The following is a 23,354-nucleotide window of genomic DNA, read 5'->3' on the forward strand; positions in this document are numbered from 1 at the left end:
TTCCATTCGGGCACTCATCTACCTCATGAGTGACCGTTCTCTTATAATTCTATTCCATTCGGGCACTCATCTACCTCAGAACTCCCGATCCCTCCGTTCTTTCCTCAACAGTCAATCCCCTAACTGCTGTTCAGCAAATGTCCGGTATAATTCATGGGAAGCCATCAACTCCTGATGCGTTCCTTCCCCTGTTATTTGTCCTTTTTCGATAAACATAATTTTATCAGCGTGAACGATGGTGGATAGTCGGTGTGCAATAACAAACGTTGTACGTCCAACCATTAAGCGGGATAATGCCTCCTGAACAGCTTGTTCGGATTGACTATCTAAACTTGCAGTTGCTTCATCTAGCATTAATATTTTCGGATCTCTTAAGAAAGCCCGAGCGATATTAATTCGCTGTCTTTGCCCACCAGAGAGTTTCACACCACGTTCTCCAACCTCTGTATCTAATCCTTTAGGAAAAGATTGAATAAACGTATCGGCATAGGCCATTTCAGCAACCTTCCATAATTGATCATCGGTAATACTACTCGCATTACTTAATCCGTAAGTTAAGTTATCTCTAATCGTCCCTGCCATCATCGCACTTTCCTGTGAAACATAGCCAATCTGACTTCTCCATGACTTCATTGATAAGGAGTGAATGGGAGTATTCCCTATCCGAATAACACCAGATGTTGGTTCATAATATCTTTCAATTAGCCCAAATAAGGTCGTTTTCCCCCCACCACTCGGACCAGCCAAAGCAACCATCTCTCCTGGTTCCGCTGTGAAATTAATATTCCGAAGAACAGTTTCATTTTCATCATAGGAAAAGGAAACGTCTGAAAAAGAAACAGGTTGATTAGCAATATCCTGTTCCAAACCTTCTTGACTCTCTTCCTCACGCAAATCGAGAATTCCTATAATCCTCTCTGTCGCCCCTTTTGCCTTTTGTAATTCTGTAAAGAACATCGCAAAGGAAGTAATCGGATAAATAATTTGAAATAAGTACAACAAGAATGCCACGAGAGATCCCGTCGAAAGCGTACCTTCTGCAACACGAATTCCACCATAGCCAATAATAACAACAATGACAATCATCATAATGGTGTACATAAACGGACCGATTAAAGCAAAAATCCGTGCTTCTTTTAATCCATAGTTAAGCAAATTGGTAATACCAGACATCCCTTTATTCTGTTCCACTTCTTCGGCGGTCGAAGCTTTGGTTAAGCGAATTTCACTTAAGGTTTGTTGGATATCACCAGTAAATTTTGCTGTTTCGTCTTGCAAGTTCTTTGATATTTTCGCCATTCTTGCACCAAGTGGCATCATAATTGCAAATGTAACCGGTACAGCAATGAGCATTAACAACGTCATTTTCCAGTCCATAATTAGTAAAATGACAATTGCCCCGATAATAGTAATAAAACCAGTAATGAATTGCGGGAAATGCTGTGTAATAAGGTCTTTGACAATACCAGTATCATTTACGACACGGCTTACCGATTCCCCACTTGCATGTTTGTCAAAATAACTTACTGGTAAACGAAGTAGTTTAAACCACATCGTCTCTCGTAATCTTGCAACAATCTTTTGCCCAACAGCTGCTAATAAATAAGTTGATACCCCATCTACAACCGCTTGTAAAACAAATACGACAAAAATCGTAACAACAAGTGCAGTACTTATGGCATCTACCGAAAACCCATCCACTAATTCCTTTGTAAGCAAGGGAATGGAAAGACCAATGATCATCGTAATAATACTTCCGATTAACCCGATGAACAAGGACCATTTTGGTATTTTGGTTGATAAAATTAAAGAAATAAATGGTTTAAGTTTTGTTTTTTCTTGATTTTCCACTTTTGATCTCCTGTCTCATTTTTTACAAGGTAGGAATTCGCTAAAGCCTGGAAAACGTCAAGTTTTCTAAAAAACCTACCTTACTTTGTATACATTACGGATATGAAATCAATTTAGATTCACACTTCTTTAAAAAAAGTCATAGAAAAAGCTTGCAGCTACGTATGATTTGCTGCAAGCTTCTCATTTTACTCTGCCACTGCTTGTGCTGCTGTAATTAGGGCTAAGTTATAAACATCCTCTGCATTACATCCACGTGATAGATCATTTACAGGTTTATTCAACCCTTGAAGGATTGGTCCTACTGCTTCAAATCCACCAAGACGTTGAGCAATTTTATAGCCAATGTTTCCTGCTTCCAAACTTGGGAAGACAAATACGTTTGCGTCCCCCTTAATAACGGAATCAGGAGCCTTTTTCGCTGCTACACTTGGTACAAATGCTGCATCAAATTGAAATTCTCCATCGATAACTAAAGAAGGATCATTTTCTTTTGCAATTTGAAGTGCATTTTCTACTTTTTCAGTTTCTGGTGATTTTGCAGAACCTTTCGTAGAAAAGCTTAGCATCGCAATGCGTGGATCCACACCGAATAATTTAGCTGTAACCGCACTTTCCGCAGCAATTTCCGCCAAATCTTGGCTATCTGGTGATATGTTAATCGCACAATCCGCAAATACATATTTTTCTTCGTCGCGAACCATGATGAAGACTCCAGACGTTTTCTTCACTCTACCATTTGTTTTAATAATTTGTAATGCTGGACGTACTGTATCTGCTGTGGAATGTGCTGCACCACTAACAAGTCCGTCCGCTTTTCCCATATATATTAGCATTGTTCCAAAGTAGTTTTCATCAAGTAAAATTTTACGTGCATCTTCTTCTGTTGCTTTACCTTTACGGCGTTCTACAAATGCCTGAACCATTTCATCAAACTCTGAATAATCATTAGGATTTAAAATTTCACAGGAAGAGATATTTGCTCCAACTTCTTTTGCTTTGCCTTCAATTTCTTCTTTATTTCCAATTAAAATAGGAGTTACTAATCCATCTGCACTTAATCTACTTGCTGCAGTTAAAATTCTTTCGTCTAGTCCTTCAGGAAAAACTATCTTTTTATCTTTTCCTGAAATTTTTTTAGTTAAATCATCGAATAAGTTACTCATTTTACAATCCTCCAATATGCTATATATTCGTGTTCAAAAAGGAGGATGAAAAGACCGAGTTCGGCTAAATGCGAAGTGTCATTTTCACCGGACTTTTTGAACAGCCTCTATATGCATTTCCATCATAAATCAAACCATACTTTATTTAAAGAAATTGACATTGTTTTTCCTACATTTTTTGACAAACAAATGACAAATTGCAATAATCGATTTAATCCAAATGCTTTCTCATGATTAGTATTCCCCAATTATGCTATAGTAAAAGGGAAAGTAAAAGTCCTTAAAATCCTTAAAATCATGGTTAGTTTGGGTATACAGGACTATGATATAAAAAATAATCATTTTAAAGGAGAGATACATATGGTAGAAGCAGTGGGAACTTTAGACGGTTGGTGCACCTTGCACGATACACGTACATTCGATTGGACTTCTTGGAAGATGGCGTCTGAAAATGATAGAAAAGAAGCGGTACAAGAGCTTAAAGAATTAATGACCAAATGGGAAGCCATAGAAGAAGAGAAAAATGGTAGCCAATCCATTTATAAAGTAGTAGGTAATAAAGCCGATTTAATGTTTATCGTTGTTCGTCCGACAATGGATGAATTGGAAGAATTCAAAACAGAACTGAATAAATCAAAAATTGGCGATTACCTTATTCCAGGTTATTCATATGTTTCCATCGTGGAGCTAGGTACAAATGATACTGTTGATGAAGTGAAGAACCGCAAAATCAACGAGGCAGTGGAAGCACGCCTTAAACCAATTCTTCCTAAATGGGAACATGCTTGTTTCTACCCTATGAATCGCCGTCGTTGGAATGAAGCAAACTGGTTTACGATTGATCGTAAGGAAAGACAGAGATTACTAACGGACCACGCTGCAACTGGTCGTAAATACGCTGGTTTAGTGAAACAAATAATTACTGGATCCATGGGACTTGATGAATGGGAATGGGGCGTAACTCTATTTGCACACGATCCCCTTCAATTTAAAAAGATTGTTTACGAAATGCGTTATGATGAAGTTTCCGCAATCTACGCTGAATTTGGCGACTTTATCATCGGAAATTACTTACCAAAAGAAGATCTAGATACTTATTTCACACTGTAAAGTTAATATAGAAAACTTTAAGCTATCACCCTTTGTGGTGATGGCTTTTTTATTTATTTTGAATGAATACAATCGACATCCTCTATCCGGAATTATATTCACCATTAAAAAACTCTCCCAAAATAAATCCCATTTATCTGTCATCATTTTCTAGGTATTTACATACATATAATTATTGAGTCTAGCATCCCAGATTATGGGCAGAAAGAAAAGATTCAAGTAATAACCACACTAACCATACGACTGCCCAGCAGTCTAGAGATAAGGGGAAGCCAACAAAGCATCAAAAGGAATCACTTAAAAATAGGGAGGAATTTTAATGTCTAATTATCAAGTTAACCGACAACAGGGGAACTTTTATCCGGTAGCTGCTGCTTATCCTTACCCGGGATACGTAATGAGTGCAGTGCCCGGTCAACCTATGCATCCTGTACAACAACAACAACAAGGTCAAATGCAACAAGTGCAACCACCATCAATTCAACAGCAGCAACCTGCTCAACAACAACAACACCAATCTACAGATGTACCTGGAATGCTACCTATTGAACAATCCTATGTTGAAAATATTCTTCGTCTTAATAAAGGAAAACTAGTGAAAGTTTACATGACGTTTGAGAACAATCCGAGCTGGAACGCAAAGGTGTTCACCGGAGTTATTGAGGCTGCAGGAAGAGATCATCTTATTTTAAGTGAACCAAATACCGGAAAACGATACTTATTATTAATGGTTTACCTTGATTATGTGGAATTTGATGAAGAAATCAATTATCAATCTCCATTTGGAGGTAGTAGTGGGCAATTAAGTACCTTCCCACCGAGATAATTAGAAGGAAATTGGCATTGGGCAAATGCCTCCGTTGTTCTTATGCAGGAAGAAAGGTTTAACTCCCCTATGTGCAAATCAAAAGGATGACACTTCCAAAAATCTTGTGTCATCCTTTCTTTTCTCAAATATATTTAAAATGGAGGTATTATGATGAAGAGCCCGTTAGATAAGTTTACCCTAGTTGAAATCCTCTCTATAGGTATTGCAGCTGTTGTTGGTCTGTTTGCCATGATACAAGGTTACCTCATCCTACTATTTATAACCTTCTTTTTTATAGCGATTAGTTTAGTTTGCGAAGCTTTTATCTTCTTACATAAAAAAGATACTGCTCATGCTGGAAAACAATTAGTACGAGCTGTCTGTATTTTTATCTTTATCACTTATATGATTTTTCAAATATAGCGAAGCACAAAAATCCCCAATAATACCCAACCAATTAAAAATGCAAGTCCACCAATTGGAGTTATCATTGCAAAGGTTTTAATGGCTGTGGTGGAGTAAATATAAAGACTACCTGAGAAAATTATAATTCCTAGGAAAAACATCCAGCCAGCCCATGTTAATGACCCGCTTTGCGCTTTTGTCATTAGAATTCCAACTGCTACTAACGCAAATGTGTGAAACATTTGATATTGTACTGCTTTATTCCATGTTTCTATTTGTTTTTCAGTCAATCTGCCCTCTAATCCATGTGCACCAAATGCCCCAAGTGCCACTGCTAAAAATCCATTGATTGCCCCTAAGATTAAAAATAGTTTCATCCCATTGTCTCCTTTCTAAAAAGAGGATTAGCTTTAAAAGTCAAAGATAGAATCGCCATTTGCCTGTTCATGATCGATTGTCTCGCTTTGTTTCAATTGTTGTTGTTGGATTTTTTTAATGGTATCTTGCTTCCCAATCATTGCCTTTAATTCCGCTTCTGTAAATTCATCACGTTGTTCTTGAACTGCACTATTTTTTTCTGAATCTTCTTCTAGAAACAAATCACATAGCAATTTCACGTTATTAATATGTATCAATAATTTATCTTGATTATTTTGGTTCTCTTTCGCATCATTTATTTCTTTCAACATTTTATTTAAAATCGTTTCATTTTCTATCGCCATACGAACGCTCCTTAAACCTTGTGTTTTACACAGACTCATTATATCATGAATCCTATTGTATGAATAATTATGATACTGAACAAGTAAAAATCCTTGAGTTTTGTTCCCAAGGACCGATAAAAGCGTTTTCATTTTTGTATTAATTTATAGTTAAGCTTTTACAAATGTCTGTGCACAAGATTCTTGTTTTTCCTCTGAGTAGCGATGATACATCCAATGTAGAAAATTAACCTCTTCTTCTTTTAATTGTCTACCAAGTTGTTTTGTGGCGTTCTCACAAAATTGCAAAAAATTTACCATACCGCTTTATTCACCCCCGAATGGAAAAACTTCATCTAATTTGTATTAATTATACTACAATTTTTACAGAATGCAACTATATTTTTTAAATTGTTTGATAATATCGACACCTAGTAATGTAAAAATAGAAAAAGTGAGCATGCGCTCACTCTTCAATAACATCCTTATCCGCTAATTTTAATTCTAATGTATGAATTCTTCTTCTAAGATCTTCTAATTCTTCTGTCGTTGCTATGCCCATTTCTTTTGCAATCTTTTGTGTTTGTTTCTTTTGCTTGGATGACCATTCTTGTTTTTTTGTATCACCTTTTTCAATAAAATTATCCATCATTGATTTTGCTTCATCTTGTGTTAACTCATTTTTATCAACAAGTTCCTTTAACTTCTGTTCCAGTTTTTCTTTTCCACTAACTGCAGCACCAAGACCTAATAAAAAACCTTTTTTTAAGTAATTGCTCATTTTCCTAACCTCCGTTACGTCTTTTTCTTATAAATCGATGATGAATCAATAACATAATACTAAATATTACTGTAAATATTCCCGTGACAATGAATCCGACCCATTTCATTATTTCTAAGCTATTATTTATACTATATGCAGAAATACTAAATCCTACTATCACCATGATAAAAGAAGTAATCTCTAAAAGTAAATAATATTGATGTTTCATATTTATAAAATGTTTTTCTTTATCCCACTGCCTATCCTTTTCTCCGCTCTCCAGCCATGTTAAGAGAGCCCTTGGATAAGCTAAAATTGGTTCTGTTGCATTTTTTACATATTGCTTTGCAACTGACTCTGCGATACTTTTCGTCCCAAACCAATCTTTGATTTTAGGTTTTGCCCATTTAATTATATTTATATTCGGGTTAATGGCAAAAATAATTCCCGCTACAATAGATATTGATCTTAATAAGTAAGCATAGTCTGCCGGAAGTTGAATGGCGTCGTCTTTCATCACAACATCCAATTCTTCGTCAATGAGCTCCATTGCATTACCATCAAACTCTTTTAACATACCGTTTGAATATTTTTCAGTTGCTTCTTCAATAACCTTCTTTAACTTTCGTTTATCCGCTTTTGGTAATACAAAATTCATTTTAGATAGTGCCTCAACGACCATATCATAGTTTTCCAAAATAAAACCTTGTATAAAGAGTTTAAAATGATCGACGTCCTTCTGTTTGATTTCTCCCACCATTCCGAAATCAATAATTCCAACACGGCCATCCGCTTGAATAATAATATTTCCCGCATGTGGATCAGCATGGAATTTCCCTGCGTGTAAATATTGATCCATAAAAAAATCAAAAACAGTTTTGGTCGTTTGTTCCACGTCAATATGATGTTGTTTCATAAATGCAGTATCTGTTATCTTTGCTCCTTCTATCCATTCCATAACAAGTACTTTATCGGTACATAAATCTTCATAATAAGTCGGTATGTGGATATTTTTGTTTTCTTTGAATCGTTCTTTAAAGAATTTGCCGAATTCAAGTTCTTTTTCGAAATCCAATTCCCGATCCATCACTGTGATAAACTCTCGGAAAAGTGCTTTTAGGTCTAACTTCTTCCCAAAAGCCGTTAAAACTTTTATAATCCAAAACACCATTCTTAATGCTATAAAGTCTTTATGAAAAATTTCTTCAATCCGGTAACGGCGTACTTTAATTGCAACATCTGTCCCATCCTTCAACACACCAACGTATACTTCCCCAATCGATGCAGAAGCGACTGACTCTCTTTTTATAGCCTTTAAATGCGTACCTAGGTCAGCCCCCCATTCTTTTTGCAATAAGCCTTTTGCATACTCATAAGGCATTGGTGGTACATGGTCAACTAATCCAGACATTTCGTTAATAAATACATCAGGCATGAAGTCGGTTCTTGAACTTAGAAACTGACCAACTTTGATTAATACTCCTCCCAACTTTTCTGCCGTAACCCGATATTCTTTAGCCATTTCTTCTAAAAGTTTATTCCATCTTTTTTTAGCCTGTCGATCCCAAATGGCTGTCTTCAAATGGAAAAGATAGATTTGAAAGATGAATTTGATAACCATCGAAACAATCACCGTAAAACGATAGACTGCGTTATATTTTAACCCTTTCATCTGAGACACCCCATCGTTGTCTGTTTGATTCGTGTATAATCTCTAAAGTACTAATACTTATACCATCTCGTATTCTTCCTGTTTTTATGCAAAAATTACTATTGAATATTTCCCCGAAATCCTGTATATTTATTCAATGTATGCTGGCTATTATGTAGCAGCAACTAACTAGTTTTTATTACTATTTCTAAAAATATTATATTTGATATTACATAAATTAGAAAGGATCTTACTTCTTGAGACAACATCAGTTAAGCATTCATTTAAAATTTATTCTCACCTCCATCATTGGGGTTTTCTTATTTATGATTCCGGTTAAAACGAAAGATGGGTTCTCGATACCAATTGCATTACTGGCTAATAAAGTTCAAGACTTGCTTTCGAACCAATTGTCTTTCATTATGATGGCCATTATTGTCATAACAGCAATATGTACGATTATTGGATACATTTCTCCAAAGCTATTTCAGAAGACCCCTTTCTTTCAAGGGTTATTCCATGTAAACCTTTTTTGGACGATTACAAGAGTTTTAGCAGCCATTTTTGCCGTCATGGTATTTTTCCGAATTGGACCAGAGGCAGTTTATGGACCTGATACAGGACAAAAATTATTAGATGATTTGTTACATGTTTTGTTTTCTGTGTTCTTGTTTGCTGGGTTATTTTTACCTTTACTAACGAATTTTGGTTTATTGGAATTCTTTGGGACGATGATGACAAAAGTAATGCGCCCTTTGTTTACTTTGCCAGGTAGATCCTCTGTAGATGCGTTGGCATCATGGATTGGTGATGGGACAATTGGAGTTCTTTTAACAAGTAAGCAATATGAAGAAGGTTTCTATACAAAACGAGAAGCGGCAGTCATTGGTACTACTTTCTCCGTTGTATCGATTACTTTTTCTTTAGTGGTTTTAGCGGAAGTTGGCCTCGCCCATATGTTTGGACCATTCTATTTAACCGTAGTGGTTGCAGGTATTGTTGCGGCAATTATTATGCCAAGAATCCCACCTTTATCAAGAAAAGCAGACACCTTTATTAACGATGAGGAGAACCATTCACAAGAGCTTATTCCTGAAGGTGAAACAGCGTTATCTTTCGGTTATAATAATGCACTAAAACAAGCTAAAACCCAAAATAGTGTCTATCGATTTTTTAAAGAAGGCGGACAAAATATACTAGATATGTGGATGGGTGTAGCACCTGTCGTCATGGCTTTCGGTTTAGTTGCACTAATGATTGCTGAATATACACCATTTTTCCAATGGCTCGGTACTCCATTTGTACCACTATTAGAATTATTGCAAATTCCTTATGCGCAAGAGGCTTCCCAAACCATTATAATTGGTTTTGCTGATATGTTTCTTCCATCCGTTATTGGAGCCGGTATTGAAGCAGAGATAACAAGATTTATTATTGCAGCTTTATCCGTTAGTCAGCTCATTTACATGTCAGAGGTCGGCGGATTACTATTAGGAACTAAGATACCTGTTTCTTTCTTAGATTTAATCATTATATTCCTTTTACGTACTATCATTACTCTTCCAATTATCACTATAGCTGCGTATATTCTCTTTTAAGAGGACGTTCAAAAACTCCGGTGAAAATGGCGCTTCGTATTTCTTAGTGTCGGCGTTGCAACAAACCTATACGGTGAGACAAGTAATTGAGGAACCAGGACGTAGCTTTTTGAACAAGAAATTTAAAAAACCTTGCCCAATTTGGGTAAGGTTTTTAAATATAGTCTTACTGCCCGTAAAGGTGGCAAAAAAATAAGCAGTCCAAATTTGAACTGCTACACCATTTCGTTCATTTATATAATAAAAGGGGGAGATATATATAGACAATTTGTTGTCTATATGAGTAGTATATCCAATAAATTACAATTTAAACATGATAGGATTGACTTTGTTTATCTCTTCTTCCCCACTGTTTTAATAAATTTACCTTTCCTTCTACGATTGGTTGGGTTATGGCTATAATCGGTTTGCTAGATAAAAGGATAACGATAAGGATAGAGAGTACCAACATTTCGATAAAACTAATGAAAGAATTCATTTGGAATAAATCATAATGACGGAATGTTTGTATAAAAAATCCGTGTAAAAGATACACGTATAATGTCCTTTTACCAAGTTCTGTAACCCAGTTTAAATTCCGCTCGGGAACCCATGCTAAAATACTTGCCGTCATGAAAGCTGCTGTAATATAAACCGATAACCTAATGGCTGCACTATATTGCCCAGCATCCAAATCATCATAAGGCTTAGACTGAAGAAACCAACCTGAATCAATATTCGGAATATAATATAAGAACACAGCTACAGCTATCATTACGAAGACAGAGGCAATTTTTACAACCGGTCGTTTTACGAAAAGCAACTGTTTTTGTGTCAAATGAAAACCTAACAAGAAAAACGGGAAAAAGACCAACGTCCGTGACAAGCTAAAGGTGTGGCCAATTTCACTAAAATAACCTGCTATTAAGCCAATTATTACTGATAATGGAATGCCAATTTTGGCTGGCCATCTTTTATAAACGATGAGTAGAAGATGCCAACAAAGAAGACTAAGCAAAAACCATAATGACCATTGTGGCTGAAAAACCCCAGTTTTCCAACTTCCACTTCCTACGCTAAAATAAAATAAAGTGTATATCCCTTGGAAAATAAAATAAGGGACTAATAACTTTTTAATCAGTTTCCATAAATAGCCTTTATCACTCGACCCTTTCGCAAAAAAGCCAGAGACCATAATAAATGCAGGCATATGAAACGTATAAATCCACAGATAAAGTGTTTCAACTCCCCTAGAGTCAGATGTAAACGGTTGAATCATATGTCCAAATACTACTAAAAAAATGAAAAGTACCTTTGCGTTATCAATAAATGCATTTCTCTCCATTTTTTCTCTCCTTATTAGAAAACTTGGCATTCGCTTTAGTTTAAGCGAATGACTTAGTTTCCTTGAAAATACTATGTACTATAACTTTACTCCTTTTAAAAGAAAAAATCACCTTTTGGAATGCTTGTTACTAAACTGTTAACTTCCAGTAAAATGGTTGTTAAAAAACTTGGTATTTGCTGTTAGTATATTACTATGGAATCAGCATTCATTTTGGGTTATCAGCACTCACTCCGGGATATCAGTATTCGCTCCGGGATATCAGCATTCATTTCGAGAATTGACTTTTTGTTATACTTATTGCTTGCTGCCTGCCAAAAAAATGTCCCCCTTGGGAGACATTAAGATGTTGCTTTCTTCTTTTTGAGTGTTGTTTTTGTTTTTTTCTTTGGTTGGCTCGGTTTTGGCTTGTCTTTCTTTGCTCGATCCAATGATGCTTGAAGTGCATCCATTAAGTTTGTCACATTATCAGGCATTGGTTTTTCCGTAAGTGTTGGTGTAGATGTTTCCTCATTATTTTTCTTGTCTTCAATCAGATTTAGTAAAGCTGTTCTATACTCATCCGTGTATTTTTCTGGTTCAAATTCAGTGGTTAATTGTTCAATTAACATTTTCGCTGTTTCTAATTCCTTTTCGCCAATTTTCGTTTCCTCTGGAACATTTGGAACGTCTTGTACATTACGAACTTCATCAGGGAAATGAATTGTTTCTACAACGAGAACATTTTCATAAACTCGAATGACAGCTAATTGTTCCTTAGATCGAATCATCATTTTTGCGATTCCAATTTTTCCTGTATCTTTCAAAGCACTACGAAGTAAACTGTATGCTTTTGCCCCTCCTTCATTCGGTGAAAGATAATAACTTTTTTCAAAGTAAATCGGATCAATATCCTCTAATTTCACGAAGTCCACAATTTCCACAGCTCGGTCTTCCTGCTCTTTACGTAGCGCCTCTAAATCTTCATCATCTAAAACGACAAATTTATTTTTTGCATATTCATATGCTTTTACTATTTCATCATTGTTTATTTCTTTATCACATACAGGACAAACTTTCTCATATTTAATTGGGGATTTACATTCTTTATGCAGTTGGCGTAGTTTGACATCTTTGTTTTCTGTTGCGGCATGCATTTTTATTGGAATATTAACTAAACCAAAGCTTATGGAACCTTTCCACATCGTATGCATGGGTTAACCTCCATTCATTTAGGCATTTTTTTTCATCTTTTAATTAACAAATCATAATCCTATCTTTTGTTTTACATCATTTTATTATCCCTTCGTTTATTTTCCTCATAATTAGCCAATTTATTAAAGAAGGGGGAATTTGTTTATGGATATGATGAAACCAATTACAAGTACAAAGATTCCATATGGTAAGGAATGGGTTTACGAGGTGAAATATGATGGATTCCGTTGTGTATTAACATGGGATAAGGATGGAAGCATTCAGTTAACTAGTAAAAACAGAAAGGATTTAACAGAAAATTTCCCGGAAATAATTACCTTTTGTCAAAAAAACTACAACCAAGTAAAAGACTATCTTCCGTTAACAATAGACGGAGAATTGGTCGTTTTAAACAATATGTATCAGGCCAATTTCAACTGGATACAAAAACGCGGACGCCTAAAGAAATCTTCAGCTATTCAACAAGCTAGTAACCAACGCCCTGCTTCCTTTATGGCCTTTGATTTACTGACCTTAAAGGGAGAAACCTTATTAATCACTTCTTTTAGCAAGAGGAAACAGAACTTACAAAACCTTTTTAAAAATTTACCAGAAAGCAAACGAATGATTTACGTCCCTTCTTTTGAAAATGCCGATCATTTATGGGGGATCATTTTTGATTATAAAGGGGAAGGCATCATTGCCAAACGGAAAAATAGTAAATACATATCTGGGAAAAATCATCAAGATTGGTTTAAGATTAAAAACTGGCGGACGATTCAGGGATTTCTTACGCATTATGACATGCAAAATGGCTATTATACGTTCAATGTATTTCACAATGATGAAATTTATGTTGTTGGGAAATGTAAGCATGGCTTAAAAGAAGATGAAGCGAAAACATTAGAGAAGCTATTTATAACGAATGGAGAGAAAACAAAGGATGGTGTTTCCTTGCCACCAGCTGTTTGCGCTAAAGTTCATACGCTCGATTTACATCAGGAAGAATTGCGAGAGCCAGAATTTGTTTCCCTTTTGCCACAAACAGATCCACAGACTTGTACGTTAGCTAATTTACAAATCGATTTGGCGATGATACCCGAACATATCGGCATTTCTAAGATTGACAAAATCTACTGGCCTGACCCTATGTACACAAAGGGAGATTTACTTTCGTATATTCGAGAAATCAGTCCATATATGTTACCGTTTTTGAGAAATCGTGCTTTAACCTTAATCCGTTTCCCTGAAGGCATAGATGGAGAATTCTTCTATCAAAAACATCTTCCAGCTTATGCACCGGATTTCATCGACTTCAAACTAATAGAAGGCGAAAAAATGATTATTTGTAATCGTATGGATGCAATTCTTTGGTTTACAAATCACGGGGCATTGGAATATCATGTCCCTTTTCAGATAGTTGACCAACCGAAGCCTATCGAAATCGTATTTGACTTGGATCCACCAGACCGAGATGCATTTTCTTTAGCTATTCAAGCTGCAAATCTGATTAAACCAATCCTTGATGATTTAGGCCTCCTTTCCTTTGTAAAAACTTCAGGTAATAAAGGAATTCAAATTCATATTCCTATTCCGGAAAATAGTTTAACATACGATGAAACTGCTGTTTTTACCCAAGCTGTTGCCTATACCGTGGAAGGAGCTTACCCTAATTTATTTACAACGGAAAGAATGAAGAAGAAACGCAAAGGTCGTTTGTATATAGATTACATTCAACATGGAAAAGATAAAACAATTATCGCTCCATATTCTCCTCGTAGAACAAGAGAAGGTACAGTAGCTACTCCATTATATTGGGAAGAAGTCAATGAAAACCTTAGGCCAGAACATTTTCATATTAAAAATGTATTATCCCGTGTGAAGGAATTGGGCTGTCCTTTTAGATACTATGAAGAAGCAAGAGAAAAGCAAAATTTAAGCAAGGTTTTATCTTTAATTAAGTGAGGAGTATACATTCGCAGGTTAAATTTATTTTTGAACGTGGAAAATTGTTTTCAGAGGAATGAAGAGGTTTTCCCCTTGTTCAGGCACTCATCATGCCTATGAGTGACCGATCGCTATTACTTTTCCTTCATTCGGGCACTCATCATGCCTATGAGTGACCGATCGCTATGACTTTTCTTTCATTTGGGCACTCATCAATGCTATGAGTGACCGATCGCTATGACTTTTCTTTCATTCGGGCACTCATCAATGCTATGAGTGACCAAACGCTATGATTTTTCTTTCATTCGGGCACTCACCATCGTTATGAGTGACCGATCGCTATTACTTTTCTTTCATTTGGGCACTCATCAATGCTATGAGTGACCGAACGCTATGACTTTTCTTTCATTCGGGCACTCATCAAAGCTATGAGTGACCGAACGCTATGACTTTTCCTTCACTCGGGCACTCATCAAAGCTATGAGCGACCGAACGCTATGACTTTTCCTTCACTCGGGCACTCATCAATGCTATGAGTGACCGAACACTATGATTTTTCTTTCATTCGGGCACTCATCAAAACTAGAAAGGAATTTATTACAGTAAAAAAGTAGCATACCAATCACATTTGCGATCTAGTATGCTACTCCTTAATTTAGTTATTCTTCATAATAAAAGCTTCTTCCACTAAAATCCATCTGTTTCCGTTGTTGCGTTTTTATCATTAAAGATCTTCGTATTAAAATTACCCAAAACTCGTGAGGTGATTGTACCAGTTACCATAGAGCCGTTAACGTTTAATGCTGTTCTTCCCATGTCAATTAGTGGTTCAACGGAGATTAGGAGACCTGCCAACCCTACAGGTAGCCCCATGGATGAAAGAACAATAATTGCTGCAAATGTTGCCCCACCACCAACACCGGCAACTCCAAACGAGCTAATACCCACAATGACTGCAAGCTGAAGAATAAATCCGATAGAGAATGGGTCAATTCCAACAGTTGGTGCAATCATTATCGCTAACATTGCCGGATAAATACCTGCACAACCATTCTGTCCCATTGTCGCCCCAAAGGATGCAGACATGTTTGCTATCCCTTCATCAACACCTAATGATTCTCTTTGCGTTTGCACATTTAACGGAATAGATCCCGCACTAGAACGAGAAGTAAAAGCAAACCCTAATACTGGGAAAACTTTTCGCAAATAGGTGAAAGGATTTAATCCAAAACCACTAACAAGGATTAAGTGAATCATAAACATAACAATTAACGCAACGTAAGAAGCTAAGACAAACTTACCTAGTTCAATAATTCCAGCAAAGTTAGTCGTTGCAACCATATTCGTCATAAGTGCAAGAACCCCGAATGGAGTTAATCGTAATATTAACGTAACAAGGCGCATGACAACTGTATAAGTGGAATTAACTATTTTAATAAATAGGTCAGCCTGTTCCGGATTTTTCCTACGTACTCCAAGAACAGCAATACCTAAAATAATCGAGAATATTACAACCGCAATCGTGGATGTCGCTCTCCCACCAGTCATATCTTCAAAAATATTACTTGGAATAAAATCAAGGATACGTTGTGGTGTTGTTTGACCTTCCATATCCGCATACATAGCTTCTATTGATTCTCCACGTTCTGCTTCTGCATGACCCGCTTCAATTTGTTCTGCATTTAAATCAAATAACCATGACGAACCAATCCCAACCAAAGCCGCAACCATGGTTGTAAGGATCAATGTCCCTATAATCCAACCCGCCATTTTTCCTAGTTCTTTCGTCTTTTCCAAATTAATGATGGCCCGAATGATGGATACCATAATAAGTGGAATGACGATCACCATTAATAGACGGACATACCCTGTCCCTACAATGGCAAACCAATCCATTGTTTTTGCAATAATTTCAGATTCTGTACCATAAACGGCTTGAAAGATGACTCCAAGAAGGATACCGATTCCCATCCCTGTAAACACACGCTTGGAGAAGGAAACATGTTTCTTTTGCATATTGATTAATAAAATGATAGCTAATATAAGAACAATTACGTTCACAATAACCAATAAACCATTCATTCTTATGACCTCCTTTTATCTATTTATATAATTATTATTCCAATTGGGTTACTACGTTTTATATTTTAAACCTAATCCATAAGTTATTCAATACCTTGAAAGAAATACTGTAACTCTTTAACTCAATGTTGGTTCTAATTTCAATTCTACATTTCCCTTAATCGCACGGGATATCATACAGCTCTTCTCAGCCTTTTCCACCAAAATCCTTAGTTTTCTATGATCTTTTTCCGTAGCACTTGTCTGTAAAGCGACGGTCGGACGATGAATAATTTTCTTATACGTAAAAATGCCATTTGTAACATCGACTATCCCTTCTGATTCAAGGGCCATCTCTTTTAATGGTAAATTAGCTCGTTCAATCATGGCAGCTAGTGTAATTAGGTAACAAGTTGCAGCAGCACCAAGCAACATTTCATCGGGATTTGTGCCTACTCCCGGTCCGTCCATTTCGGTCGGTATCGATATTTTTGTTTTCAAATTTCCTGCAGCTATATACCCCTCACTATTTCTTCCTCCGGGCCAATCTGCTTTTAAAAGAAAATGATGTTCGGCCATATTATATCACCTCATTGTTTATTCATACCTTAACCTAGATAATATTGAACTTAGCAAAGGATAAATACCTATGCTAATTAACGTCCTTTTATTGTACCCCAGTAGGAAATTAAATAAAAATAATGTGCATCTTTACCTAACTCGAAAAATATAAAGAAGACTAACCATCAGTGGGGGTTTTCCTTCATCCCCAACTAATGGTTAGTCTGTTGATCACCCACCTACCTTAAGCTTGAGGTGGGATAAATAACTTAACTGGTCATCTATTTTTCTAATAACTCCTTTAAAATAACGGCTTGGTTATGTTGTTCATCCTTTGCACCGTAGAGTAGTGTTACTTTGGAATTGCTTTTCACTATGTCCTTTAATTGATTTAGCTGCTCTTTCTGTTCTCCATTTTTCAATTCTTGCTTATACTTTTCTTTAAAGTCAGCAAACTTTTCTGGATCATGGTTAAAATCCTTTCGCAACTTGGTTGAAGGTCCAATTCCCTTTAGCCAATAGTCCAGTTTGGCTTTATCTTTAGAAACTCCCCTTGGCCAAATGCGGTCAACCAAAACCCGTATTCCATCATTTTTATTAGCAGACTCATAAATACGTTTTAATTGAATGGACATGATTATCTCTCCTTCAAAAATGTTAAATATATAACAAAAAACGATTTCCATTACGCATACCCGATTTCAGGGCTTTTAAATGGAAATCGTTGTTTTTTGTTAAGATTGTGCTCCTTCTTTCTCTTCTTCTTTCTTCGGTCCGGAAGCAAACCAACCGACGATGGCGATAAGGACTAATACACCATAGAAAATAAGTTTCCATAAGATGGAGTGTGGGAATTCATGAGGTATTAAACCAATATCTTCATGTGCTAATACCATAATAGCCAACTTCACACCAACCCATCCGACTATAATAAATGCTGCCACTTCCAAACCAGGACGTTTATGAAGTAGGTCGACAAAGACATTTGCTGCGAAACGCATAATGATTAGACCAATCATACCTCCAGCAAAAACAACCCAAAATTGTGCAGCATCTAAACTTCCGATTGTTCCTAGTCCACTTGGTGGAAGAGCCATCGCCAAAGCAACTGCGGCCAATATAGAGTCAACCGCAAATGCTAAGTCTGCAAATTCCACTTTCACTACGGTTAGCCAAAATTCTTTTGGTGATGCTTCATGAATTTCTGAATCTCTCAGTTTAGCCTTGGCCGCTTCTTCATCATCCGGGGTCTTCGGTTTAAACCTGTCATACAGGTTTTTAATCGATATAAATAATAGATAAATGGCACCTAAAGCTTGAACCTCCCATACATCTACAAGGAAGGAAATAATAAATAATGATCCGAAACGAAGGACAAATGCACCTGCTAAACCATAGAATAGTGCTTTCTTCCGTTGTTTTTCCGGTAAATGACGAACCATAATCGCTAATACTAAGGCATTATCTGCTGCTAGTAAACCTTCTAAAGCCACTAACACAACTAATACCCAAAGGTATTCAATGATTAATTCTGATCCCATAATCTCTCTCCTTAAAAATAAAAATGGTCTTACCATTAGGTAAAGACCATAAAAAGACCTTTACCCGACTGGTAAAGGTCTCGCTAACAACGTTAGTTGCCAACTAAAGCCGGAGACTTAAGATCTCGTAATGACGACTTTAATTGTACAGCTACTCCCCTTTATAGGAATATAAATATATTAAAACCCTAAATATATAATATGTCAATTTCCATCTCTATAATATATATAACCTAAGATACAAAATTTATACGCTGCTTTTTTAAACTTTCTTCCGTCATTTTATTTAGTGTAGATTCTAATGATGATAACAAATTTCTACTATCTTCCATACTTTCCCCACAAACACCGTAGTAGTATTGGATCTTATGCTCTATGCTATTTGGACATAAGCAAACCCAAGCGTTATTATCTAAATAGAATTTTACCATATTTTCCTTTGGCAATAAAATATCCTCTGCTAATCCATCTACAACAAATTTCCGTTCCCGCTTCTCATAATTTTCTATTTGTTTCACTTTTAAACCGGCAATTTCTTTTGGAGGATTTTCTTTAAATTGATTCATGATTTCCTTTATTTTAGATAAGTCATTTTCGCCTTCTAGAGCGAATGCTGACGTACCTTCTAAATAATATCCATGTTTTTGATACAAGTCTTCTAATACATCAAGCAATGTTTTACCTTGTTTCTTCCAAAAATAAACCATTTCAGCTGTCATAACGGAAGCTTGGATCGCGTCTTTATCACGTGCAAAACCATTTACTAAATAGCTGTCGCTTTCTTCAAAGCCAAATAGGAATGTCTCCCCACTAGAGTCAAACATACCAATCTTTTCCCCAATATGGTTAAAGCCAGTTAGCGTATCGATTGTCTTCACATAATAAGAATCCGCAATAGCTCTTCCTAATTCTGTAGTAACAACAGATTTTATCACGCGTGAATTCCGATAAACATTCGGATCACTATGTCTCAATATATAATCTAATAGGATAGACCCTAGTTGATTTCCAGTAAGTACTTGGTAATTCCCCTCTGTTGTTTTCACAGCGACTCCAAGTCTATCACCATTCGGATACGTAGCAAGCAAAATATCCGCATCCACCTTTTTCCCAAGTTCTATTGTCATCTGGAAAGCTTCGTGCTTTTCTATATTTGTTGAAATAGCTTCTGCGTCAGGTATTACTTGTTCTTCTACTAAATGAACGTGATCAAAATGAAGTTGCTCTAATCCCTTTTTCACAAGTGGGAGTGCAGGTCCATAAAGAGGTGCAAAAGCAATTTTTACACTCTTGTCCTTTAATTGTTCTTCATGTTCCATTTTAGAGATATATCGTAAACGTTCTAAATAAGCTCGGTCAATCTCATCTTTGACCCAATAAATTAGCCCCTTATCTTCCAAATCCTTTTGTTCCAAAAAAGGCACTGATAATTCATCTTCCATACTCTCCATATAAGAAACAAAATGATCCGCTTCTTTAGGAGTCATTTGTGCTCCATCTTCATTGTAAACTTTAAACCCATTGTATTCTTTAGGTTTATCGCTTGCAGTAATCATGATTCCAGCGGTTGTTCCGAAATATTTCACGGCATAAGATAATAATGGAGTTGGAATAGTCGATTCAAATAGATAGGTTCTTATTCCATAAAAGGCTAATACCTTGACCGTTTCCAACGCAAATTCCTTCGACATAAATCTTGAACCATATGCAATAACAACTCCACGATCCTTCACATTTACGCTAGTTGCAAATAAATAGTTTGCTAGAGCATTTGCTGCCTTTCGAACAGTATATATATTCATACGGTTTGTTCCAGGTCCAATTAAGCCATGCATCTCACCTGTCCCAAACTCTAATTCTCTATAGAATGAATCTTCTAGTTTTACGTGATCATCTTTTAATCTTTCTAACTCTAATTGAAGGGATGGATCTAATTCTTCAAATGCATCCCATTTTTTGTATACTTGCATCCAAGCAGTCATGATTCTATCCTCCATTAGAAAACTTGGCATTTGCTTTAGATTAGGCAAATGCCATCGTTGCACTGAACGTTTATACTTTTTATCTGCAAAGACTTCCATGACTAGGGGGTTCCTTCATCCCCCACTCATAGTTAGTCGCACTTATCGGATCTTTACGAGCAGTTGATTTCCAACCTATCTTCTTTGTTTCCCCAGAAGCTTGAGGTGGGAGTCTTACCGCCCTTTTAGGTGAGATAAATATGCTCAAATTTTAACATATTTTAAACAATTATTCTATATTCTGTTTTTTTAACTTGTATGTTCAGAGCGGGGATTGGATAAAATAGTAAGTAAATATGCCTTAAATTTCCAATTTCTATCATCTATCGTTTAAAATGAAGTTAGTTATATCAAGAGAAAGAGGGTAATGGAATGTTTCAAAAGCGTTGGTTTAACGTTCTTAGTTTTTTAATTCTTTTATTTCTATTAATCTTATTATTAAATTATACAAGTTTTATATTCATTCCTATTTTGCAATATATTGGAGCCATCGCCTTTCCATTAATTGGTGCGGGGATTTTATATTACCTCACACGACCTTTGATGCATTTTTTTGAGCGGAAACTAAAAGTTGGACGAATTATTGCTGTCATTCTAGTATTCCTCGTTATTCTATTACTTTTAACAGTATTTATTATGTATGTATGGCCAATTTTACAGAAGCAGGTTACGAATTTGATGTATGGGATTCCCGGAATGATTGCAGCTATTGAGGATTTCATATTTTACTGGAGAATTAATTACACAAGTATTCCACCACAAATCATTGTTGCAATAGAAGATTTTATCAGCAATATTCCGAACCACATGCAAAATATTTTAGATAACCTTTTTGGGCTTCTAGGTGGCTTTATTGGCCAAGTTATTAGTATTGTTGCTGGACTTGTTATGGTACCATTTTTCTTATTTTTCATGTTGAAGGATGGGGAAAAGTTATTACCATTTGTCTTACAGATATTCAAGAAGGAAAAGGCTGATAATATTCGTAGTTTATTAGCTAAGATTGATCATGTTTTATCAAGCTTTATTCAAGGACAATTATTCGTAAGCTTTTGTGTTGGAGTATTATTATTTATAGGATATGTCATTATTGATTTAAACTATGCCTTGATTTTGGCACTATTTGGCATGATGACGAACGTAATTCCGTATCTCGGACCGTTTTTAGCAGTTACTCCAGCTTTGATAGTCGGAACCATCCAGGACCCTTACAATTTAATCTGGGTTTCCATTATTATGATTGTTGCACAGCAAATTGAAAGTAACTTGATTTCCCCGAACGTGATGGGGCAGGCACTAAATATTCATCCTTTAACTGTAATGACTGTCATTATTGCAGCGGGTAGTATTGCTGGCTTCCTTGGAATTCTATTTGCAGTCCCAACATACGCCGTCGTTCGAACCATTATCGTTCATTTTTATCAAACGTATGTAAATTCTAAAAAGGATAAAGAAGATGCTTTGATTTAAAAGTGAAAGGGGGACAGAGGTTGAACCGGGACAGTGCACCTGTCCCCTTGTCCCTCTCACTTAAACTCATACACCACCGACGATCCTACTACGTCATACCCAATATTTGAATAAATTTTATTGGACGTTGGGTTCTCTCTGTCGGTATATAGACTACAAAATTGGTAACCGCTATCCAATAACTTTTGACTTAAAGCTGCCACGATATTTGTGGCATAGCCATTTCGTTTAAACTCATCTGGGGTAAATACCGCATTAATGGATACTCCATTTTTGGTTCTCCTCGATTGGTTAGCCATCGATACGGGCATCCCATCCACTTTCCACAAGTACAAACTTTCATTCTCAATATATTTTGTTGCCATTTGACTAGCTTTAATTTCAGTAATTGGTTTTTCCTTTGTTTCTTTTCCAAACTGAATGAGCCAGCTTTTTATTAGTTCGTGCTCTGATTTCGTTGCCTTTACTAATTCCCCATTTGGGCTTGGTGTAATTCGAACCTCATTTAATTGATAAATAACCTGGTTCATTTTTATAGAAGCTTTTACCTTTTTATATTTCAACCATTCTCGAACAAAGCATTCCACATTATGAATAGGCCCCAGTACTCCTGGCACCTTAATTGCTTTTTTATAAAAGAAATTCGCTAGAGTTGAAAATAGTTGATCATCAACATGATCTACATCTGCCAATATCCAATTATTAGGTACAGTTTGCATAAAAGCATATATCACTTCTCCACCATCTTCTATATATCCGCAATAAACATCTTTTGTCATGGTTGTTTTAAAATATTCTAATAGACCAAGCATTAAATTATTGGAAGACTCTTTACGCAATAGTAATGGTTCTACCTTCTCCAAGTAATTTTTAATAGAAGAGGAAAATATAATTTTCATTCATAAACCTCCGAAATAAAAACATATGATATGCCTTCATTATAACGGATTTTCTTGTTTTATAAAGAGGATTTAGCTAGACTATACGTAAGGGGGATGTGTGAAAATGACGAAAAAGGAACTTGAAGCAAAACTAGCGGAATTAAAATCGGATTATGTTCGTATTCAAAGCGATTTAGATAAATTGGAGTATGTAAAAGGCAGAGTGTCATCTGCTCAAAATCAATTAGCGCGCTTGGAAGATGAAATTGCGGAAGTTAATCGTCAGTTAGATGAAATGGATTAAGTGTATTAATGCAGCTCG

The 23,354-nt window shown here is 36.0% G+C and carries 22 protein-coding genes; 7 read left to right on the plus strand and 15 right to left on the minus strand.

Annotated features, from left to right (window positions below; all coding sequences use genetic code 11):
* Positions 1-111: 111 nt before the first annotated feature.
* Together ACFQ18_RS05985 and pta are read right to left on the minus strand one after the other, a co-directional pair.
* Complete coding sequence (locus ACFQ18_RS05985) at positions 112-1,851, minus strand: ABC transporter ATP-binding protein (RefSeq protein WP_047186655.1); 1,740 nt, start codon at positions 1,849-1,851, stop codon at positions 112-114.
* A gap of 188 nt (positions 1,852-2,039) precedes the next feature.
* Positions 2,040-3,017, minus strand: a complete 978-nt coding sequence (gene pta / locus ACFQ18_RS05990) for a phosphate acetyltransferase (protein WP_204798669.1) — start codon at positions 3,015-3,017, stop codon at positions 2,040-2,042.
* Positions 3,018-3,377: 360 nt separating this feature from the next.
* Between pta and hemQ the strand changes: the two genes are divergently transcribed.
* The 3 genes from hemQ to ACFQ18_RS06005 all read left to right on the plus strand — a co-directional run bounded on the left by hemQ (position 3,378) and on the right by ACFQ18_RS06005 (position 5,358).
* On the plus strand, positions 3,378-4,127 hold the full coding sequence (hemQ, locus tag ACFQ18_RS05995) for a hydrogen peroxide-dependent heme synthase (RefSeq protein ID WP_047186653.1): 750 nt from the start codon (positions 3,378-3,380) through the stop codon (positions 4,125-4,127).
* Positions 4,128-4,446: 319 nt separating this feature from the next.
* The gene (gene gerQ / locus ACFQ18_RS06000) at positions 4,447-4,953 is read left to right on the plus strand and encodes a spore coat protein GerQ (protein WP_047186652.1); all 507 of its coding nucleotides are present in this window, start codon (positions 4,447-4,449) and stop codon (positions 4,951-4,953) included.
* 153 nt (positions 4,954-5,106) lie between these two features.
* Entirely contained in the window at positions 5,107-5,358 is a 252-nt protein-coding gene (locus tag ACFQ18_RS06005; protein WP_145523925.1) for a hypothetical protein, read from the plus strand.
* Here ACFQ18_RS06005 and ACFQ18_RS06010 read toward each other — a convergent pair.
* From ACFQ18_RS06010 to ACFQ18_RS06030, 5 genes are all read right to left on the minus strand, one after another.
* A complete protein-coding gene (locus tag ACFQ18_RS06010; RefSeq protein ID WP_047186650.1) occupies positions 5,349-5,717 on the minus strand; it encodes a DUF423 domain-containing protein in 369 nt (122 codons plus the stop codon). The two genes, ACFQ18_RS06005 and ACFQ18_RS06010, sit on opposite strands and share 10 nt — an antisense overlap.
* Before the next feature lie 33 nt (positions 5,718-5,750).
* On the minus strand, positions 5,751-6,062 hold the full coding sequence (locus tag ACFQ18_RS06015; RefSeq protein WP_047186649.1) for a YwdI family protein: 312 nt from the start codon (positions 6,060-6,062) through the stop codon (positions 5,751-5,753).
* A gap of 150 nt (positions 6,063-6,212) precedes the next feature.
* The gene (locus tag ACFQ18_RS06020) at positions 6,213-6,362 is read right to left on the minus strand and encodes a hypothetical protein (protein WP_165589213.1); all 150 of its coding nucleotides are present in this window, start codon (positions 6,360-6,362) and stop codon (positions 6,213-6,215) included.
* Positions 6,363-6,507: 145 nt separating this feature from the next.
* Positions 6,508-6,822, minus strand: coding sequence for a phasin family protein (locus ACFQ18_RS06025; protein ID WP_047186648.1), 315 nt, complete (start codon positions 6,820-6,822; stop codon positions 6,508-6,510).
* A gap of 4 nt (positions 6,823-6,826) precedes the next feature.
* Positions 6,827-8,476, minus strand: coding sequence for an ABC1 kinase family protein (locus ACFQ18_RS06030; protein ID WP_204798668.1), 1,650 nt, complete (start codon positions 8,474-8,476; stop codon positions 6,827-6,829).
* A 305-nt stretch (positions 8,477-8,781) separates the two neighbouring features.
* On the opposite strand from ACFQ18_RS06030, the gene ACFQ18_RS06035 reads away from it, so the two are divergent.
* Positions 8,782-10,053, plus strand: a complete 1,272-nt coding sequence (locus tag ACFQ18_RS06035; protein WP_204798671.1) for a YjiH family protein — start codon at positions 8,782-8,784, stop codon at positions 10,051-10,053.
* 307 nt (positions 10,054-10,360) lie between these two features.
* Here the strand turns inward: ACFQ18_RS06035 and ACFQ18_RS06040 are convergent, their stop codons facing one another.
* Together ACFQ18_RS06040 and ku are read right to left on the minus strand one after the other, a co-directional pair.
* Positions 10,361-11,377 carry an acyltransferase family protein gene (locus ACFQ18_RS06040; protein WP_047186645.1) on the minus strand — a complete coding sequence of 339 codons (1,017 nt, stop codon included), beginning with the start codon at positions 11,375-11,377 and terminating at the stop codon, positions 10,361-10,363.
* A gap of 341 nt (positions 11,378-11,718) precedes the next feature.
* The gene (gene ku, locus ACFQ18_RS06045; protein WP_047186644.1) at positions 11,719-12,570 is read right to left on the minus strand and encodes a non-homologous end joining protein Ku; all 852 of its coding nucleotides are present in this window, start codon (positions 12,568-12,570) and stop codon (positions 11,719-11,721) included.
* 145 nt (positions 12,571-12,715) lie between these two features.
* Here ku and ACFQ18_RS06050 point away from each other — a divergent pair, with 145 nt between their 5' ends.
* The gene (locus tag ACFQ18_RS06050; protein WP_204798667.1) at positions 12,716-14,515 is read left to right on the plus strand and encodes a DNA ligase D; all 1,800 of its coding nucleotides are present in this window, start codon (positions 12,716-12,718) and stop codon (positions 14,513-14,515) included.
* A 669-nt stretch (positions 14,516-15,184) separates the two neighbouring features.
* On the opposite strand, the gene ACFQ18_RS06055 is transcribed toward ACFQ18_RS06050, so the two are convergent.
* From ACFQ18_RS06055 to ACFQ18_RS06075, 5 genes are all read right to left on the minus strand, one after another.
* Complete coding sequence (locus tag ACFQ18_RS06055) at positions 15,185-16,579, minus strand: L-cystine transporter (RefSeq protein WP_204798666.1); 1,395 nt, start codon at positions 16,577-16,579, stop codon at positions 15,185-15,187.
* A 117-nt stretch (positions 16,580-16,696) separates the two neighbouring features.
* Complete coding sequence (locus tag ACFQ18_RS06060) at positions 16,697-17,137, minus strand: OsmC family protein (RefSeq protein WP_047186641.1); 441 nt, start codon at positions 17,135-17,137, stop codon at positions 16,697-16,699.
* Between the two features lie 263 nt (positions 17,138-17,400).
* On the minus strand, positions 17,401-17,754 hold the full coding sequence (locus tag ACFQ18_RS06065) for a DUF488 domain-containing protein (protein ID WP_060669037.1): 354 nt from the start codon (positions 17,752-17,754) through the stop codon (positions 17,401-17,403).
* Positions 17,755-17,853: 99 nt separating this feature from the next.
* A complete protein-coding gene (locus ACFQ18_RS06070) occupies positions 17,854-18,660 on the minus strand; it encodes a TerC family protein (protein ID WP_047186639.1) in 807 nt (268 codons plus the stop codon).
* A gap of 233 nt (positions 18,661-18,893) precedes the next feature.
* On the minus strand, positions 18,894-20,741 hold the full coding sequence (locus tag ACFQ18_RS06075) for a phospho-sugar mutase (protein WP_379565958.1): 1,848 nt from the start codon (positions 20,739-20,741) through the stop codon (positions 18,894-18,896).
* A 312-nt stretch (positions 20,742-21,053) separates the two neighbouring features.
* On the opposite strand from ACFQ18_RS06075, the gene ACFQ18_RS06080 reads away from it, so the two are divergent.
* The gene (locus ACFQ18_RS06080; RefSeq protein ID WP_047186637.1) at positions 21,054-22,151 is read left to right on the plus strand and encodes an AI-2E family transporter; all 1,098 of its coding nucleotides are present in this window, start codon (positions 21,054-21,056) and stop codon (positions 22,149-22,151) included.
* A 56-nt stretch (positions 22,152-22,207) separates the two neighbouring features.
* Here the strand turns inward: ACFQ18_RS06080 and ACFQ18_RS06085 are convergent, their stop codons facing one another.
* On the minus strand, positions 22,208-23,050 hold the full coding sequence (locus ACFQ18_RS06085; protein ID WP_047186636.1) for a GNAT family N-acetyltransferase: 843 nt from the start codon (positions 23,048-23,050) through the stop codon (positions 22,208-22,210).
* 106 nt (positions 23,051-23,156) lie between these two features.
* Here ACFQ18_RS06085 and ACFQ18_RS06090 point away from each other — a divergent pair, with 106 nt between their 5' ends.
* Complete coding sequence (locus ACFQ18_RS06090; RefSeq protein WP_047186635.1) at positions 23,157-23,336, plus strand: SE1832 family protein; 180 nt, start codon at positions 23,157-23,159, stop codon at positions 23,334-23,336.
* The last annotated feature ends 18 nt before the right edge of the window (positions 23,337-23,354 follow it).

Source organism: Oceanobacillus caeni, assembly GCF_042678465.1.
GTDB lineage: Bacteria > Bacillota > Bacilli > Bacillales > Amphibacillaceae > Oceanobacillus > Oceanobacillus caeni.

Excerpts from the sequence above, each read along its gene's own strand:
- pta (WP_204798669.1), bottom strand. The coding sequence starts at position 3,017 with ATGAGTAACTTATTCGATGATTTAACTAAAAAAATTTCAGGAAAAGAT.
- hemQ (WP_047186653.1), top strand. The coding sequence starts at position 3,378 with ATGGTAGAAGCAGTGGGAACTTTAGACGGTTGGTGCACCTTGCACGAT.
- gerQ (WP_047186652.1), top strand. The coding sequence starts at position 4,447 with ATGTCTAATTATCAAGTTAACCGACAACAGGGGAACTTTTATCCGGTA.
- ACFQ18_RS06005 (WP_145523925.1), top strand. The coding sequence starts at position 5,107 with ATGAAGAGCCCGTTAGATAAGTTTACCCTAGTTGAAATCCTCTCTATA.
- ACFQ18_RS06010 (WP_047186650.1), bottom strand. The coding sequence starts at position 5,717 with ATGAAACTATTTTTAATCTTAGGGGCAATCAATGGATTTTTAGCAGTG.
- ACFQ18_RS06015 (WP_047186649.1), bottom strand. The coding sequence starts at position 6,062 with ATGGCGATAGAAAATGAAACGATTTTAAATAAAATGTTGAAAGAAATA.
- ACFQ18_RS06020 (WP_165589213.1), bottom strand. The coding sequence starts at position 6,362 with ATGGTAAATTTTTTGCAATTTTGTGAGAACGCCACAAAACAACTTGGT.
- ACFQ18_RS06025 (WP_047186648.1), bottom strand. The coding sequence starts at position 6,822 with ATGAGCAATTACTTAAAAAAAGGTTTTTTATTAGGTCTTGGTGCTGCA.
- ACFQ18_RS06030 (WP_204798668.1), bottom strand. The coding sequence starts at position 8,476 with ATGAAAGGGTTAAAATATAACGCAGTCTATCGTTTTACGGTGATTGTT.
- ACFQ18_RS06035 (WP_204798671.1), top strand. The coding sequence starts at position 8,782 with ATGATTCCGGTTAAAACGAAAGATGGGTTCTCGATACCAATTGCATTA.
- ACFQ18_RS06040 (WP_047186645.1), bottom strand. The coding sequence starts at position 11,377 with ATGGAGAGAAATGCATTTATTGATAACGCAAAGGTACTTTTCATTTTT.
- ku (WP_047186644.1), bottom strand. The coding sequence starts at position 12,570 with ATGCATACGATGTGGAAAGGTTCCATAAGCTTTGGTTTAGTTAATATT.
- ACFQ18_RS06050 (WP_204798667.1), top strand. The coding sequence starts at position 12,716 with ATGGATATGATGAAACCAATTACAAGTACAAAGATTCCATATGGTAAG.
- ACFQ18_RS06055 (WP_204798666.1), bottom strand. The coding sequence starts at position 16,579 with ATGAATGGTTTATTGGTTATTGTGAACGTAATTGTTCTTATATTAGCT.
- ACFQ18_RS06060 (WP_047186641.1), bottom strand. The coding sequence starts at position 17,137 with ATGGCCGAACATCATTTTCTTTTAAAAGCAGATTGGCCCGGAGGAAGA.
- ACFQ18_RS06065 (WP_060669037.1), bottom strand. The coding sequence starts at position 17,754 with ATGTCCATTCAATTAAAACGTATTTATGAGTCTGCTAATAAAAATGAT.
- ACFQ18_RS06070 (WP_047186639.1), bottom strand. The coding sequence starts at position 18,660 with ATGGGATCAGAATTAATCATTGAATACCTTTGGGTATTAGTTGTGTTA.
- ACFQ18_RS06075 (WP_379565958.1), bottom strand. The coding sequence starts at position 20,741 with ATGGAAGTCTTTGCAGATAAAAAGTATAAACGTTCAGTGCAACGATGG.
- ACFQ18_RS06080 (WP_047186637.1), top strand. The coding sequence starts at position 21,054 with ATGTTTCAAAAGCGTTGGTTTAACGTTCTTAGTTTTTTAATTCTTTTA.
- ACFQ18_RS06085 (WP_047186636.1), bottom strand. The coding sequence starts at position 23,050 with ATGAAAATTATATTTTCCTCTTCTATTAAAAATTACTTGGAGAAGGTA.
- ACFQ18_RS06090 (WP_047186635.1), top strand. The coding sequence starts at position 23,157 with ATGACGAAAAAGGAACTTGAAGCAAAACTAGCGGAATTAAAATCGGAT.